This is a genomic window from Empedobacter tilapiae (assembly GCF_004785645.1).
Taxonomy (GTDB): domain Bacteria; phylum Bacteroidota; class Bacteroidia; order Flavobacteriales; family Weeksellaceae; genus Empedobacter; species Empedobacter tilapiae.
The window spans coordinates 150,416-165,031 of record NZ_SRPE01000003.1; the positions used below are offsets into that span (position 1 = coordinate 150,416).

Sequence of the window (14,616 nt, forward strand, 5' to 3'; positions counted from 1 at the left end):
ATGATGCAAGACAACCAAGAGAGCATCAAGAAAGTTTCTGGTATGTACCAAGAATGGTTTCTTGATTATGCCTCTTATGTAATTTTAGAACGAGCAATTCCGTCGATTTATGATGGATTGAAGCCAGTTCAACGCAGAATATTACATTCTATGCGAGAATTGGAAGACGGACGATACAATAAAGTTGCTAATATTGTAGGAAATACAATGAAGTATCATCCACATGGTGATATGGCTATTTCTGATGCAATGGTACAAATTGGTCAAAAAGAATTGTTGATCGATATGCAAGGAAACTGGGGAAATACCTATACTGGCGACCGAGCGGCAGCATCACGTTATATCGAAGCTCGATTAACTAAATTTGCTTTAGAAGTTGTCTATAATCCGAAAACTACAAAATGGCAACCGTCATATGATGGACGAAATAAAGAACCTATTGATCTTCCTATCAAATTTCCTTTGCTTTTAGCACAAGGAGTAGAAGGAATTGCAGTTGGTTTGTCAACAAAAATTTTACCTCATAATTTCAATGAATTAATTGATGCGTCAATTTTGCATTTAAAAGGAAAGAAATTTCAAGTTTTCCCAGACTTTTTAACTTCTGGATTGATTGATGTTTCGGACTATAATGATGGATTGCGCGGTGGTAAAGTTCGTATTCGTGCAAAGATTTTGCAAGAAGACAAAACGACTTTAAAAATTACGGAAATTCCGTATGGAACAACGACAGGATCTTTGATTGATTCGGTTTTGAAAGCCAATGATAAAGGTAAAATCAAGATTAAAAAAATTGAAGATAATACAGCTGCGGAAGTTGAGATTTTAATTCATCTTGTTCCTGGAAGTAGCCCTGATAAAACAATTGATGCGTTGTATGCATTTACAGATTGTGAGATTTCAGTTTCACCAAATGCATGTGTGATTAATGAACAAACTCCTGAATTTTTAACAGTTTCTGAAATTTTAATTCACAATACAAACAACACAGTTGAATTGTTGAAAAAAGAATTAGAAATCGAGTTGGACGAATTGCAAGAACAATGGCATTTTTCTTCATTGGAACGAATTTTTATTGAGAATAGAATTTATCACGATATCGAAGAAGAAGAAACTTGGGAAGGAGTTATTTCTGCCATTGACAAAGGTTTGAAACCACATATTGCGCATTTAATTCGTCCAGTTACAGAAGAAGATATTACTCGTTTAACAGAAATTCGAATCAAACGTATTTCTAAATTTGATTTAGATAAAGCACAACAGTTTATTGAATCATTGGAAGAAAAAATTGAAAATGTAAAACATCACTTAGCAAATCTGATTGATTATGCGATTGATTATTTCAAAAATCTAAAAACAAAATACGGAAAAGGAAAAGAACGCAAAACGGAGATTAGAACATTTGATACGATTGATGCAACGAAGGTTGCGGTTGCTAATACACGTTTTTATGTCGATAGATCTGAAGGTTTCATTGGAACTTCATTGAAAAAAGACGAATATTTATTCGAATGTTCTGATATTGATGATATTGTTGTTTTTAAACATGATGGCTCGATGATTGTGACAAAAGTTGATGCAAAAACTTTTGTTGGAAAAGGAATTATTCATGTCGGAATTTGGCATAAAAACGACAAGCGTACTATTTATAATTTGATCTATCGTGATGGAAAAAATGGTCCGGCTTATCAAAAACGTTTTGCCGTTACAGGAATTACGCGTGATAAAGAATACGATTTAACAGCAGGAAACAAAGGTTCGGAAGTATTGTATTTTTCTGCAAATCCAAATGGTGAGGCAGAAGTAGTATCAATTATTTTGAAAACACATCAACGAATCAAAAAGTTAAAATTCGATATTAATTTTGCTGATTTATCGATTAAGGGTCGTGCATCGAAAGGTAATTTAGTTACAAAATATCCAATCAAAAAAGTAGAATTGAAAGAGGAGGGAGTTTCGACTTTAGCGCCTCGTCAAATCTGGTTTGATACCGATACAAAACGTTTAAATGCAGATGGATTGGGACTTTTATTAGGTTCATTTAAAGGTGATGATAAAATTTTAACAATTAATAAAAAAGGTGAAGCAAAGTTAGTTTCGTTCGATTTGAGTAATCGTTTTGACGAAGATTTAGAAATTATCGAGAAATGGAAACCTGCAAAACCGATTTCTTGCGTGTATTATGATGCAGAAAAAGATCGCTATTTTGTGAAACGATTCATTTTAGAAGATACATTTTCTCCACAAGCTTTTTATATGTTAGAAGATGGTAAATCATCTATTAAAGTTGTTTCGACAGATTATTTACCAGTTATTGAGTTGATTTTCCCGAAAGTAAAAGGTTTAGAAAAAGAACCAGAAGTTATAAATTTAGAAGAATTTATTACAGTTAAAGGAATTAAAGCGCAAGGAAATCAATTGACAACTTATAAATTAAAACAAATTAATGTGTTGGAACCGCTTCCGTTCGAAGAGCCAGAAGAGCTAGAAGAAGAGGAAGAGCCTCAGCCAACCTTATTTGATGAGATTGATAATATAAATAAAGAAGAAAAAACAGAAGAATAATGGGAGATATCTCAATTGTAGCATTAGCCGTAATTGGACTTAATGTTTTGATAAGTTGGAAAGGATTTAATGATTATGCATTCTTTGATAAATATAAATTTCAAGTAGGATCAATTTTACATCATAAAGAATATTATAGAATTTTAAGTTCTGGATTTTTGCATGTAGATTTTACACACTTATTGTTTAACATGTTAACCTTGTATTTTTTTGCGAATCCTGTTATCGGTTTTTTTGCAAGTCCAGAAGGGTTTTTATTTGGAGATTTTTCTAATGCGAAGATAAATGTAGGTTATGGAATGTTTCTTTTAGTGTTTTTAGCAGCTGTTATTGGAGGAAACCTTTTGTCTTTGTTAATTCATAAAAAAGAAAACTATTATTCTGCTGTAGGTGCTTCTGGAGGAGTAACAGGAATCCTATTTGCAGCAATTGCAGCCTTTCCTGAAATGGAATTAAGATTATTTTTCGCACTTCCTATTCCAGCATGGATTTTTGCAATCTTATATTTAGGATACTCTGTATATGGGATGAAAACGAATTTAGGAAATATCGGACACTCTGCCCATTTAGGTGGAGCAATTGTAGGAATGTTATCGGCAATAATAGCTTACCCAACGATTTTACAAATCAATACGTATTACATTTTAGGAATGATACTTCCGTTAATAGTTTTGTTTGTAATCATATTGAAAGAAAGTAGAAAATAGTAAAATAATCATAAAAGAAAAGCTTCAAATTCAATTTGAAGCTTTTTTTATGATAATGAAATAGATTATATCTAATTATAATACTCTTTTAACATATAAGAATTTTGGTCCCCAATATCTGTCATTTAAAGAAGACACCATAACGCCTTGAGAAGTAGATGAATGAATAAATTCAAGCACTCCATCCTTATTTCTTCCATGAACAATACCAACATGTGAAACTCTACCACGTCCTCTTGTAGCGAAGAAAACCAAATCTCCTTCTTTTGCTTCATCAGTACTTACTGTAAAACCTTCTCTTGCTTGATCAGCAGATACACGAGGTAAATTTTTATTAAAAGTTTCGAAAACATTTCTAACAAAGGCAGAGCAATCAATACCACTTCTTGTTGTGCCTCCGTATCGGTATGGAGTACCAATATATGTTTCAGCTTCTTTTAATAAAAATCCAGAAAATAATTCATTTGTTTCTTCTAAAACACTATTTAACACTACCATAGATTTTGCCTCGTCATTAATTTCTATCGGAGTAACATCTAAATTGGCATGTTTGTTGATTATTTTAGCTTGAGCTTCAATTGCTCTTGGTTTCGGGATGAAACTTCTCGAAGAATATTCTGTAGCTTCATTCACAGGAGTCAAAGAAGAACATGATGTAATAAACATCGTGCAAACAACTGCAGCTACACCTAATATCGATGCTTTCATATATTGAGAATTCGTTTGTATAAATTTTAATAGCACCGCTAAAGTAATTGTTAAAAATATAACTCATTATATGTAAGAGTTGTTTTGACAAAAAATTAACTTCCTTAACATTTTTTAACATAAATTTTATTAAAAAAACTTTTGAATAAATTTGGAAGTATAAAAATAAGTTATACATTTGCACTCGCTTTTCACAACAAGTGGTTAAGCCGTCATGCGGCCCATTCGTCTAGTGGTTAGGACATCAGGTTTTCATCCTGGAAACAGGAGTTCGATTCTCCTATGGGCTACATAAAAGTGTTTTAGAAAATTATTAAATTAATTTGGCGAGATAGAATTTTTGTTTATATCTTTGCCGAACTAAAATAGAAAGAGATTTAAGTTATGGCAAATCATAAGTCAGCATTAAAAAGAATTAGACAATCAGCGGTAAGACGCGATCGTAATAAATATTATCATAAATCAGCTCGTACAGCTATTAAAGCTTTAAGATCTGAGTCTGATAAAAATGAAGCAGAAACAGTTTTTCCAAAAGTTTCTTCAATGATTGATAAGTTAGCAAAAAGAAACATTATTCACAAGAATAAAGCTTCAAACTTAAAATCAAAGTTAGCGAAACATATTGCGGGATTAGCTTAATAAAATAAAGTGGTCCCTTCGTCTATCGGTTAGGACACTAGATTTTCATTCTAGAAAGAGGGGTTCGATTCCCCTAGGGACTACAAATTAATAGATGGATTGCATTATTGCAATCTTTTTTTTCCTTGTTCATAGTTGTTGATGTTTTATTAAACAACCAGTAGAATACTGTGTAAAGGAAATTGTTTTTTGTGTTTTGTTTGTAAAGGTTAATCATATTGTTTAGATGATTAATCGGGAATGAAAATGTCGCTGTATAATTCAACTTGGTTCAAATTATTAGAATTATACATCGACTTTTCTACAACTCCCAACACAAAATGACGTTCATTCAAAAAAAAGAATATTCGAATTAATTAATTCATTATTAAGTGGTCCCTTCGTCTATCGGTTAGGACACTAGATTTTCATTCTAGAAAGAGGGGTTCGATTCCCCTAGGGACTACAAATTGACTTAATTAAAAATTGTATAAAATTTTTCGAAAATTGTTTGGTAATAAAAAATAAACGTTTATTTTTGCACCACAATAATACGAAAGGAGGTCCCTTCGTCTATCGGTTAGGACACTAGATTTTCATTCTAGAAAGAGGGGTTCGATTCCCCTAGGGACTACAAAAAAGCATTCAAATTTGAATGCTTTTTTTATTTTGAAATAGTTTAGTTTATATTGATTTTTTGTGATCAATAAAAAAGCGTTTGAGGAAAATAAACTTCAAACGCTTTTTGCTTTTATACAGATTCCCTTTATAGCTTTGGAATCGCTTCTATTAATTCTTTAGTATAATTTGTTGTAGGATGTGCATAAACCTTGTCAGCATCGTCCAATTCTTTCATCTCTCCGTGTTGCATTACCAACAATTGATCACTCATATATTTTACTACAGCCAAATCGTGTGAGATAAATATATAAGTAAAACTAAACTCCGTTTTTAAATCATTTAATAAATTCAAAACTTGTGCTTGAACAGAAACATCCAATGCAGAAACAGATTCGTCACAAATGATAAATTTTGGATTTAAAGCCAAAGCACGAGCGATCCCAATGCGTTGACGTTGTCCGCCAGAAAATTCGTGCGGATATTTGTTCAAATCTTGATCTGATAAACCTACTTTTTGTAAAAGAGACGAAGCTGTTTGTAATCGTTCAGTTTTATTCTGACCAATTTTATGCACTTGCATTGGCTCCGTAATAATTTGCGCAATAGTTTGACGAGGATTCAAACTTGAATATGGATCTTGGAAAATAATCTGAATTTCTCTTCTTAATTTACGAATTTCCTCTTTTTTCAGTTTCGTGATATCTAAACCATTATAATAAATTTCACCAGCAGTTGGTTTTTCCAATAGCAAAACCGTTCTACTCAAAGTTGTTTTTCCAGAACCCGATTCACCAACCAAGCCCATTGTTTCACCAGGATAAACTTTGAATGAAATATTATCTACAGCTTTTACATTCGGGATTGTTGCATTTCCAAATAAAGTTGATGGATAGAAATATTTCTTCAAATTCTTAACCTCTAAAATTGGAGGATTTGAATAAACTTTTTCGTGAAAAGCTTCGCGTTCTTCTTCTGTATAGATTTCAGTTTCGAAATTTGGATTTTCTAAGAAGTCTTTCACCGTAGGTAAACGTTTCGCGCGTTCATCCAATCGAGGTCGACAAGCGATTAAGCCTTTTGTATAATTTTCTTTCGGATGATTAAAAATTGTTTCTACATTTCCTTGTTCCACAACATCACCACGAAACATCACCAAAACTTCTTCACAAACATTAGCAATCACGCCCAAATCGTGAGAAATAAACAACATGCTCATGTTATTTTTTTCTTGTAATTCTTTCAATAAATCTAACGTCGCTTTTTGTACTGTAACGTCCAAAGCAGTTGTTGGTTCATCGGCAATCAATAATTTTGGTTCGCAAGAAATCGCCATTGCAATCATTACACGTTGCTTTTGTCCACCAGATAATTCGTGCGGATAGGCTTTATAAATACGTTCGGGATTTGGTAATTTTACTTGTTCAAAAAAATGAAGAACTTTCTTTTTAGCTTCTTCTTTCGATAAATTTTGATGCAAACGAATCGCTTCCTCCACTTGTTCCCCGCAACGTAAACTTGGATTTAGAGAAGTCATTGGTTCTTGAAAAATCATTCCTATTTCATTTCCTCTTATTTTTTCCAGTTCTTTAGACGAGAGCTTGAGTAAATCGATCATTTTATCATCTTGACGAAAAAGAATTTCACTTTCGGGATGAATTGTTGCATTTGGTGACAATAAACCCATAATTGCCAATGATGTTAATGATTTTCCAGAACCAGATTCTCCAACAATTCCTAATGTGTCACCTTGCTCTACTTTGAAATTGATGTTATTCAAAACTTGTTTATCTCCAAAAGAAATCGATAAATTTTTGACCTCGATAATATAATGTAAATCTTGCTTTTGCATGGCAAATTATTGCTTGGTAAATGAAGTGGAAATTTAGTGATTTTTTAGTCATTTTCTTGAATCAATAATTTCTAAGATTTTATATTTATAAATTTTGTAATTTTGCTACGAATCAAAACGTTGTGATTTTTAATTTTTTTTATTAATTTAGATGTATTGATTTACTGACTTATAAAAACTTATAACAAGTCAGTTTTTTAAATTCGAAGAATGGATACATACTCCCAGATTTCGACATTGTTTTTAGTCGCTAATCACAATGTCGCCGATGAAATTTCTGTAGCAAAACTTTTGCTTACAATTTTCCTTGTTTTATTAAATGGTTTTTTCGTTGCAGCCGAGTTTGCAATCGTAAAAGTACGTTCGTCACAAATTGAAGTTAATCAAGATATTAACGAAAGAACTTCAAATGCAGCAAAACGAATCGTTACACATTTAGATTCTTATCTTGCAGCAACTCAATTAGGTATCACTTTAGCTTCGCTTGGTTTGGGTTGGGTTGGAGAAAGTTCCTTAACGCCTGTAATTGTAAAACTTTTTGAAGTAGTTGGATTAACTTCTCCTTCTTGGACAGCGATTGCGCATAATGTTGCGTTTCCAGCAGCTTTTGTTATCATTACAATTTTACATATTGTTTTTGGTGAGTTAGCGCCGAAATCTATCGCGATTCAGTATCCAACTAAAACTACGTTTACAGTAGCTTGGCCACTTCGTGCATTTTATTTTGTATTTAAACCACTTATTGTATTAATGAATGGTTTAGCAAATGTGATTCTTCGTGCGGTAGGAATTCATCCTATTCATGGAGGAGAGATTCACACAGAAGAAGAATTGAAAATGATTATTACTGAAAGTTCTGAAGGTGGAGCAATAGAGGAATCTGAGAGAAATTTAATTCAGAATGTTTTTGATTTTGATGATCGTCGTGTGATGAATATTCAAACGTTGCGTAAAAATGTTTCTGCAATTAATATTAATACATCAGTTAAAGAAGCATTGGATTATGCGATTAATGAAGGTTATTCGCGTTATCCTGTTTACGAAGAAGAATTTGATAATATAAAAGGTATCATTTATGCTAAGGACTTAATCAAGCAATTGTTGGAAAATCCAAATCAAACTGAAATTGAAGGATTGTTGCGTGAGCCAATTTTTATTTCAGAAAATGCGTTGATTAAGAATGTAATGAAACAATTTCAGAAAAAACATATGCAAATTGCCATTGTAACAAACGAAGTTGGTGAAGTTGCAGGGATTGTTTCGATGGAAGATATTTTGGAGGAATTAGTTGGAGAAATTCAAGATGAATACGATAACGAAGATCCTATTGTTTCTCGTGTTTCAGAAGGAGTTTACAATGTAAATGCTCACAATGCGATAAGCGATATTAACCGTTTAATGCCGTTTAGATTTGAGGAAAGTGAACATTATGATACGTTGGCTGGATTGATTTCTGAATGTTATCCTGATAAAGAATTGGCCGAAGGAGATTTAGTTGATTTGGAGGAATATACAGGGACAATTATCAAAATGTATCGAAATTCTGTTGAGCAAGTTCAATTGAAAGTAAAAGATGAATTGATTGAAAACTTCCGTGATGAGCCAGATTCAGCCGAAGATGATGAAAATTAATCTTTTAAAAATATAGAAAAAAAATCCGCTTTGTAGCGGATTTTTTCTGTTTTATAAATCTTCTTTTCGTTGTAAAGATTGGTCGTAACGCATTTTACGGAAAACGTTAATTAAAGTTACGACATCTTTTTCACAATAATCTTTGATGCGTTCCACATTGTTTTCATCATAATACACGCGCGCGACTTGAGAACCGTCGATATCATCTTTAGGTGTTGGAATTTCGAAAACATTAGCCAATAAATCCAACGATGTAAAATTTTTGTAATCGCCAAATTTCCATAACTCCATTGTATCCAAATGTTGAACTTCCCATGGTTTTTTACCAAATAATTGTAGAATAGCTGGAATTTCTATTTGATTAATCATCATTCGGCGAGCGATATACGGAAAATCAAACTCTTTTCCATTGTGCGCACATAAAATATGATCAGGCTTGAAAAAGTTTTCAATCAACATTGAATTAAAATCTTCTAACAATTTTTTTTCATCATGTCCATAAAAACTTTTGATGTGAATAAAAGAATCTTTGACAACAATTCCGACCGAAATACAAACTATTTTCCCAAATTCAGCCATAATTCCAGCACGTTCGTGGTAAAATTCTTCTGAAGAAATTTCATTATTATTGCGTTGATAAGCTGTTTTCTTTTCCCAAAGAGCTTGTGTTCTTTCGGATAAAAGGTTCCAATCATCGGTTTGTGGAACCGTTTCGATATCTAAAAATAATATCTTACTGTAAGGAATTCGTTGGATCATTTTCTTTCACTTTTTGATTAATTCGCATCGCTTCATCTACCAATCGATAAACATCACCATCTGCAATTGGACGATTATTTGGCTGATCATTATGTGTTTTTCCTGTTCGAACAACAACCAATTTTTCTGAAGGAATCACAATTATACGTTGTCCCAAATGTCCTAACATTGAATAAAAAGGAGTTTTGTAATTGTAATCCATCCAAACTGAATAACCATAAATTTGTGGTTCATTTGGTTCGAATGCTTTTTTGTTTGGTAAAACCATTTTCTGAACAAATGCTGAATCCAAAATTTGTTTTCCGTACCACTTTCCATCATTCAATAATAATTGTCCAAGTTTGGCAAAATCTCGCGTTGTTGCATTGAAACAACAATAAGTTTTTTCCATTCCTTTCGGATTATCTTTCGACCATTGTGCATCTAATTCCATACCCATCGGTTGCCAAAATTCTTCTTGAAAATATTGTGATAACGATTTATTTTTCAGCGCACGTTCAATCACAATTCCTAATAATTGTGTGTCACTCGATTGATATTTGAAATGTCCGCCAGGTAGAGAAACAAATTTTCTGCTCAACATTTGTTTAACAATATCATCACCATAATACGCTTTAGCAGTAGGATTGAGTGGGAAATAATAATCTTCATCCCAATCATAACCAGATGTCATCGCAGATAAATCACCAACTGTACATTCAGCTCCAAATTTATCGTTTTTGAATTCGGGAATGAAATCTGTTATTTTTTGATCTAAACCTTTGATATAACCTTGTTCAATTGCTTTCCCTAACATCATTGTTGTAAACGTTTTTGCCATAGAAAAAGAATTGGTAATATCATTTTGCGCATATCCATTAAAATAATATTCGCTCAAAATTTGATTATCTTTTATAATAACTAATCCAGCAGTTCCGAAATCGTTCATCTCTTTTTCGAAGTTAGCTGACAACGGAAATTGATTATAATCTAAATGTTGATGCCAAACTCGCGGTGCACCTGCCAAAATTACATTGTTGTCAAAATCTTTGTAATCGTTGATATTTGCTGTCTTTTCACCTTTCATGTAAGTTAATTTTATACCACGAAAAATGTAGTCATTTCCTGTTGCATAAAGAGTTAAGATTAAAATACAAATGATTATGATAAACCACTTTATTATTTTCCAAAGTATTTTCATTTCAAAAATTTAGAATCTTTTACTAAAATAAGCTTTTACTATTAAATAATATTAAAATTCTATCATTTCGGAATCATATTTGTTGAGTTATTGTATATCTTTATACAAGAATAAATCTAAAAATTATAATATTATGGCTTTTGAATTAGCAAAATTACCTTATGCATTTGATGCATTAGAACCTCATATTGACGCAAAAACAATGGAAATTCACCATGACAAACACCATGCTGCGTACACAAATAACTTGAATGCTGCTATTGAAGGAACGGATTTAGCAAACGCTACAATCGAAGAAATTTTAGCAAAAGGAACTGACAAACCAGCTGTTCGTAACAATGGTGGTGGTTTCTACAATCACAATTTATTCTGGGAAATTTTAACTCCAGGTGGTGCTAATCAACCAACTGCAGAAGTTGCTGATGCAATTAACGCTGCTTTTGGATCTTTTGAAGCTTTTAAAGATGAGTTTTCTAAAGCTGCTGCAACACGCTTTGGTTCTGGATGGGCTTGGTTAATCGTAAAAGATGGAAAATTAGTTGTAACATCAACTCCAAATCAAGATTCTACTTTGATGCCAGTTGCTGATGTACAAGGATTTCCAGTTTTAGGATTAGATGTTTGGGAACATGCTTATTACTTAAATTACCAAAACCGTCGTCCTGATTATATCGAGGCTTTCTTCTCTGTAATTAACTGGGATAAAGTTGCGGAAAGATTTGCATCTGCAAAATAATAAGGTTTAAAAAAATTAAACAATACAAGACTTGTGTAGAAATACGCAAGTCTTTTTTTATCTTTGGACTATGGGAGTAATTATTTTAGAAAATATAAAAATATATTCGAATCACGGATGTTTAGATGAAGAATCACGTATTGGTTCTGATTATTTGGTTGATTTGGAAGCGCATGCAGACTTTACGAAAGCAACAGAATCGGATGAGTTGATAGATGCGTTGGATTATGTTTCATTAAATAAAATTGTGAAGGAAGAAGTAGGTATTCGTTCAAAACTTTTGGAACATGTTTGTAAAAGAGTGTTAGATCGTATAGGTCAAGAACTTACGAATGTTACATATGCAAAAGTAAAATTATCTAAGCTGAATCCTCCTATTGGTGGGCATGTAGAAAAAGTAAGTCTTATTTTAGAAAAATCGTATTAAACTTTTTTTTTCTGAAATTATTGCTATATTTGCAATCCAAAACAACGGGAATGGTTCCTTGACCGAGAGGCTAGGTAGCGGTCTGCAAAACCGTCCACAGCGGTTCGAATCCGCTAGGAACCTCAAAAGCTCTAATCAAATTGATTAGAGCTTTTTTATTTTATATTCAAAAAAACTCAAGTGTATCACTTGAGTTTTTTGTTATTCTTTTTTGAGGTCAATCAAATTATTCTTCTGATTTTTTTGACGTTCTTTTTCTTCGTCAGACAATTTATCTTCAAGATTTTTTTTCACATCATTCAGCATTTCTTTGAATTTTTCGGGCTGCATCATATAATATTTGTAGCTTTCAGAAAATTGATGAAATGTGATATTATAACTGTTCATAATATCTACCGCATCTTTTGCTAAATCGATACTTTGATCTTGTTGTTGAGTCGGAAACATTTGTAATCCTTGTTGACTAATGTATAAATCAGTAAGAATATCAATCATTTCAGATTTATTGATAAGATCTTCGGGTTTGTCGTAATTTTTTGGTGCGCAACTAAAGACACTTAAAATGATCAGTGATAAAAAGATTAAGTTTTTCATAATTTACCAAATATATTTCTTAATCGTAATGAAATTACACCAAAAACGGCTTCGCCAATAATATCAGAACTAATTTTTGATTCGCCTAAAGTTCTGTCTGTAAAAATAATAGGAACTTCTTTTAGTTTAAATTTCTTAATCCACGTTTTGTATTTCATTTCAATTTGAAATCCATACCCTTTAAATTTAATTTTATCTAAATCTAGAGTTTTTAAAACTTTAGATCGATAACCGACAAATCCAGCAGTTGCATCATGAACAGGCAAACGTGTAATAATGCGGACATATTTTGATGCGAAATAAGACAATAAAACCCTGTTCATTGGCCAGTTTACAACATTTACACCATTAGAATAACGAGAACCAATTGCTAAATCAGCTCCATCCACTAAAGCTTGGTATAAACGAGGTAAGTCATTTGGATTGTGCGAAAAATCGGCATCCATTTCGAAAATATATTCGTAATTATTTACCAAAGCCCACTTAAATCCATGCACATAAGCGCGCCCTAAACCATCTTTTGTAGTGCGAATTTCTAAATGCAAACGTCCATTAAATTCAGGAATTAATCGTTTTACAATATCATTTGTTCCGTCTGGAGAACTATCGTCAACAATAAGCACATCAAATGCTTCGTCTACAGCTAAAACTGTACGAATAATGGCTTCTATGTTTTCTTTTTCGTTGTAGGTCGGGATAATAACTAATTTGTCCGACATAAATATAATTTTGTGGGCATAAAGATAGTTATAAGATTGTTAGTGTTTTGTATTTTTGAAAAAATTATGAAAACAAACGATTTAATCTCAATAGGAAAAAATACACTAGGTAACGATACAGTACTTATTGTTTTGATAGTATGTTTGTTATTAGTGTGCATAGCAAAATACTTATTCGTAAAGAATTTTAAGACGCTTGATAATAAGACCGAGTATATGAGCTTTACAGATGATAATACAACATTGTTTAGTTTTATTGTGAATGGAGTAACGGTTTTATTGATAAGTTTATTATTAGTATCTTATTTTGATATCAATTATAATCATGTTCCAGACTTTAAATTTAATTATTTATCTAAAGTAGGAATTACATTTGGTGTTATTAGTATAATTATGCTTTTTAGATTGTTTATTGAGGTTGTATTTTATCGTGTTTTTTACGAATCAAGTACGGTGTCTTATTTTATGAAGAGTTCAAGTTTTGTAAATGCAAAAAATGTTTTGCTTTTATTGGTTATTTGTTTTCTGTTTTTTTATACAAAAGTTAATAAAGATTATTTGATGATTATTGGCTTCATTTTGTTGTTTTTGAATAGAATATTCGAAATTTATCACATTTACGCCAAACAAATAAGTGACAATAAATCAATTTGGTATTATAATATTTTGTACCTTTGCACCCTAGAAATTTTACCTATAATGGTTTTAGCAAAACTATTAATTGTAGGTAAAGTAATCTAAAATTACTATGAAAGTTAAATCAATATTAGTATCACAACCTAAGCCTCAGGCAGAAAACTCGCCGTACTACGAGATTGAAAAAAGAAATAAAATCAAAATTGATTTTAGACCATTTATCCAAGTTGTCGGAATAGACGCTAAAGAAGTAAGACAACAAAAGATCGACTTTAGTAAAGTTACTGCTGTTATTTTTACAAGTAGAAACGCTATTGATCATTTCTTTCGTCTAGCAGAAGAAATGCGATTTACTGTTCCAGACTCTATGAAGTATTTTTGTGAATCAGAAGCAATTGCATTCTATTTACAGAAATATATTGTTTATAGAAAACGTAAGATATATATTGGAGAAAAAGTTTTTGCTGATATGGTGCCTTTATTTAAAAAGCACAAAGACGAAAACTTTTTGTTACCAGCATCTGATGTTTTAAAACCAAATGTTCCTTCTTTATTAGATAGTTTAGGATTAACGTGGCAAAAAGCAACTTTGTTTAGAACTGTTTCAAGTGATTTATCTGATTTGTCTGATGTAAAATACGATATTTTAGTATTCTTTACACCTTCAGGAATCAAATCATTATTCGAAAACTTTCCAGATTTCGTGCAAGAAAATACAAGAATTGCCGTTTTCGGAAAATCGACAGTAGATCAAGCAAAAGAGATGGGATTACGTGTAGACATTGAGGTGCCAACACCGCAAACGCCTTCAATGACAATGGCGTTAGATAAATACGTGAAAGAAGCAAATAAATCAAAATAATAT

The 14,616-nt window shown here is 31.9% G+C and carries 14 protein-coding genes and 5 tRNA genes; 13 read left to right on the forward strand and 6 right to left on the reverse strand.

Annotated features, from left to right (window positions below; genetic code table 11):
* The first annotated feature begins 3 nt into the window (after positions 1–3).
* Positions 4–2,565, forward strand: a complete 2,562-nt coding sequence (locus tag E4J94_RS04770) for a DNA gyrase/topoisomerase IV subunit A (protein ID WP_135834931.1) — start codon at positions 4–6, stop codon at positions 2,563–2,565.
* The gene (locus E4J94_RS04775) at positions 2,565–3,272 is read left to right on the forward strand and encodes a rhomboid family intramembrane serine protease (RefSeq protein WP_135834727.1); all 708 of its coding nucleotides are present in this window, start codon (positions 2,565–2,567) and stop codon (positions 3,270–3,272) included. The genes E4J94_RS04770 and E4J94_RS04775 overlap by 1 nt, the downstream gene beginning before the upstream one ends.
* A 75-nt stretch (positions 3,273–3,347) precedes the next feature.
* On the opposite strand, the gene E4J94_RS04780 is transcribed toward E4J94_RS04775, so the two are convergent.
* Positions 3,348–3,980 carry a C40 family peptidase gene (locus tag E4J94_RS04780; protein ID WP_246034257.1) on the reverse strand — a complete coding sequence of 211 codons (633 nt, stop codon included), beginning with the start codon at positions 3,978–3,980 and terminating at the stop codon, positions 3,348–3,350.
* Positions 3,981–4,198: 218 nt separating this feature from the next.
* Between E4J94_RS04780 and E4J94_RS04785 the strand changes: the two genes are divergently transcribed.
* The 5 genes from E4J94_RS04785 to E4J94_RS04805 all read left to right on the forward strand — a co-directional run bounded on the left by E4J94_RS04785 (position 4,199) and on the right by E4J94_RS04805 (position 5,232).
* A tRNA-Glu gene (locus E4J94_RS04785) sits at positions 4,199–4,270 on the forward strand.
* 94 nt (positions 4,271–4,364) lie between these two features.
* A complete protein-coding gene (rpsT, locus tag E4J94_RS04790) occupies positions 4,365–4,619 on the forward strand; it encodes a 30S ribosomal protein S20 (protein WP_038334974.1) in 255 nt (84 codons plus the stop codon).
* 11 nt (positions 4,620–4,630) lie between these two features.
* A tRNA-Glu gene (locus E4J94_RS04795) sits at positions 4,631–4,702 on the forward strand.
* 290 nt (positions 4,703–4,992) lie between these two features.
* Positions 4,993–5,064, forward strand: a tRNA-Glu gene (locus E4J94_RS04800).
* 96 nt (positions 5,065–5,160) lie between these two features.
* Positions 5,161–5,232: transfer RNA gene (locus tag E4J94_RS04805), tRNA-Glu, on the forward strand.
* Between the two features lie 132 nt (positions 5,233–5,364).
* Here E4J94_RS04805 and E4J94_RS04810 read toward each other — a convergent pair.
* Positions 5,365–7,068, reverse strand: a complete 1,704-nt coding sequence (locus tag E4J94_RS04810) for an ABC transporter ATP-binding protein (RefSeq protein WP_135834729.1) — start codon at positions 7,066–7,068, stop codon at positions 5,365–5,367.
* Positions 7,069–7,278: 210 nt separating this feature from the next.
* Between E4J94_RS04810 and E4J94_RS04815 the strand changes: the two genes are divergently transcribed.
* Positions 7,279–8,700: a hemolysin family protein gene (locus E4J94_RS04815; RefSeq protein ID WP_135834730.1), complete on the forward strand. Its 1,422-nt coding sequence runs from the start codon at positions 7,279–7,281 to the stop codon at positions 8,698–8,700.
* A gap of 51 nt (positions 8,701–8,751) precedes the next feature.
* Here the strand turns inward: E4J94_RS04815 and E4J94_RS04820 are convergent, their stop codons facing one another.
* Together E4J94_RS04820 and E4J94_RS04825 are read right to left on the reverse strand one after the other, a co-directional pair.
* Positions 8,752–9,459, reverse strand: coding sequence for a 3'-5' exonuclease (locus E4J94_RS04820; RefSeq protein ID WP_135834731.1), 708 nt, complete (start codon positions 9,457–9,459; stop codon positions 8,752–8,754).
* Positions 9,434–10,639, reverse strand: a complete 1,206-nt coding sequence (locus tag E4J94_RS04825) for a serine hydrolase domain-containing protein (RefSeq protein WP_135834732.1) — start codon at positions 10,637–10,639, stop codon at positions 9,434–9,436. The genes E4J94_RS04820 and E4J94_RS04825 overlap by 26 nt, the downstream gene beginning before the upstream one ends.
* A 133-nt stretch (positions 10,640–10,772) precedes the next feature.
* Between E4J94_RS04825 and E4J94_RS04830 the strand changes: the two genes are divergently transcribed.
* The 3 genes from E4J94_RS04830 to E4J94_RS04840 all read left to right on the forward strand — a co-directional run bounded on the left by E4J94_RS04830 (position 10,773) and on the right by E4J94_RS04840 (position 11,925).
* Positions 10,773–11,375, forward strand: coding sequence for a superoxide dismutase (locus E4J94_RS04830; protein WP_038334988.1), 603 nt, complete (start codon positions 10,773–10,775; stop codon positions 11,373–11,375).
* A 70-nt stretch (positions 11,376–11,445) separates the two neighbouring features.
* Entirely contained in the window at positions 11,446–11,802 is a 357-nt protein-coding gene (folB, locus tag E4J94_RS04835) for a dihydroneopterin aldolase (protein ID WP_135834733.1), read from the forward strand.
* Positions 11,803–11,854: 52 nt separating this feature from the next.
* Positions 11,855–11,925 (forward strand) — tRNA-Cys (locus tag E4J94_RS04840).
* Between the two features lie 78 nt (positions 11,926–12,003).
* Here the strand turns inward: E4J94_RS04840 and E4J94_RS04845 are convergent.
* A complete protein-coding gene (locus tag E4J94_RS04845) occupies positions 12,004–12,396 on the reverse strand; it encodes a DUF4296 domain-containing protein (RefSeq protein ID WP_135834734.1) in 393 nt (130 codons plus the stop codon).
* Positions 12,393–13,115 (reverse strand): polyprenol monophosphomannose synthase, encoded by a 723-nt coding sequence (locus E4J94_RS04850; protein ID WP_135834735.1) that lies wholly within the window; start codon positions 13,113–13,115, stop codon positions 12,393–12,395. Before E4J94_RS04850 ends, E4J94_RS04845 begins: the two co-directional genes overlap by 4 nt.
* A gap of 66 nt (positions 13,116–13,181) precedes the next feature.
* On the opposite strand from E4J94_RS04850, the gene E4J94_RS04855 reads away from it, so the two are divergent.
* Positions 13,182–13,856: a DUF4271 domain-containing protein gene (locus tag E4J94_RS04855; RefSeq protein WP_135834736.1), complete on the forward strand. Its 675-nt coding sequence runs from the start codon at positions 13,182–13,184 to the stop codon at positions 13,854–13,856.
* A 7-nt stretch (positions 13,857–13,863) separates the two neighbouring features.
* Positions 13,864–14,613 (forward strand): uroporphyrinogen-III synthase, encoded by a 750-nt coding sequence (locus tag E4J94_RS04860; RefSeq protein WP_135834737.1) that lies wholly within the window; start codon positions 13,864–13,866, stop codon positions 14,611–14,613.
* The last annotated feature ends 3 nt before the right edge of the window (positions 14,614–14,616 follow it).

Bases quoted from the DNA above. Each gene is read 5' to 3' on its own strand.
- E4J94_RS04855 (WP_135834736.1), top strand. From the start codon at position 13,182: ATGAAAACAAACGATTTAATCTCAATAGGAAAAAATACACTAGGTAAC.
- E4J94_RS04830 (WP_038334988.1), top strand. From the start codon at position 10,773: ATGGCTTTTGAATTAGCAAAATTACCTTATGCATTTGATGCATTAGAA.
- E4J94_RS04820 (WP_135834731.1), bottom strand. From the start codon at position 9,459: ATGATCCAACGAATTCCTTACAGTAAGATATTATTTTTAGATATCGAA.
- folB (WP_135834733.1), top strand. From the start codon at position 11,446: ATGGGAGTAATTATTTTAGAAAATATAAAAATATATTCGAATCACGGA.
- E4J94_RS04850 (WP_135834735.1), bottom strand. From the start codon at position 13,115: ATGTCGGACAAATTAGTTATTATCCCGACCTACAACGAAAAAGAAAAC.
- E4J94_RS04770 (WP_135834931.1), top strand. From the start codon at position 4: ATGCAAGACAACCAAGAGAGCATCAAGAAAGTTTCTGGTATGTACCAA.
- E4J94_RS04810 (WP_135834729.1), bottom strand. From the start codon at position 7,068: ATGCAAAAGCAAGATTTACATTATATTATCGAGGTCAAAAATTTATCG.
- E4J94_RS04815 (WP_135834730.1), top strand. From the start codon at position 7,279: ATGGATACATACTCCCAGATTTCGACATTGTTTTTAGTCGCTAATCAC.
- E4J94_RS04775 (WP_135834727.1), top strand. From the start codon at position 2,565: ATGGGAGATATCTCAATTGTAGCATTAGCCGTAATTGGACTTAATGTT.
- rpsT (WP_038334974.1), top strand. From the start codon at position 4,365: ATGGCAAATCATAAGTCAGCATTAAAAAGAATTAGACAATCAGCGGTA.
- E4J94_RS04845 (WP_135834734.1), bottom strand. From the start codon at position 12,396: ATGAAAAACTTAATCTTTTTATCACTGATCATTTTAAGTGTCTTTAGT.
- E4J94_RS04825 (WP_135834732.1), bottom strand. From the start codon at position 10,639: ATGAAAATACTTTGGAAAATAATAAAGTGGTTTATCATAATCATTTGT.
- E4J94_RS04780 (WP_246034257.1), bottom strand. From the start codon at position 3,980: ATGAAAGCATCGATATTAGGTGTAGCTGCAGTTGTTTGCACGATGTTT.
- E4J94_RS04860 (WP_135834737.1), top strand. From the start codon at position 13,864: ATGAAAGTTAAATCAATATTAGTATCACAACCTAAGCCTCAGGCAGAA.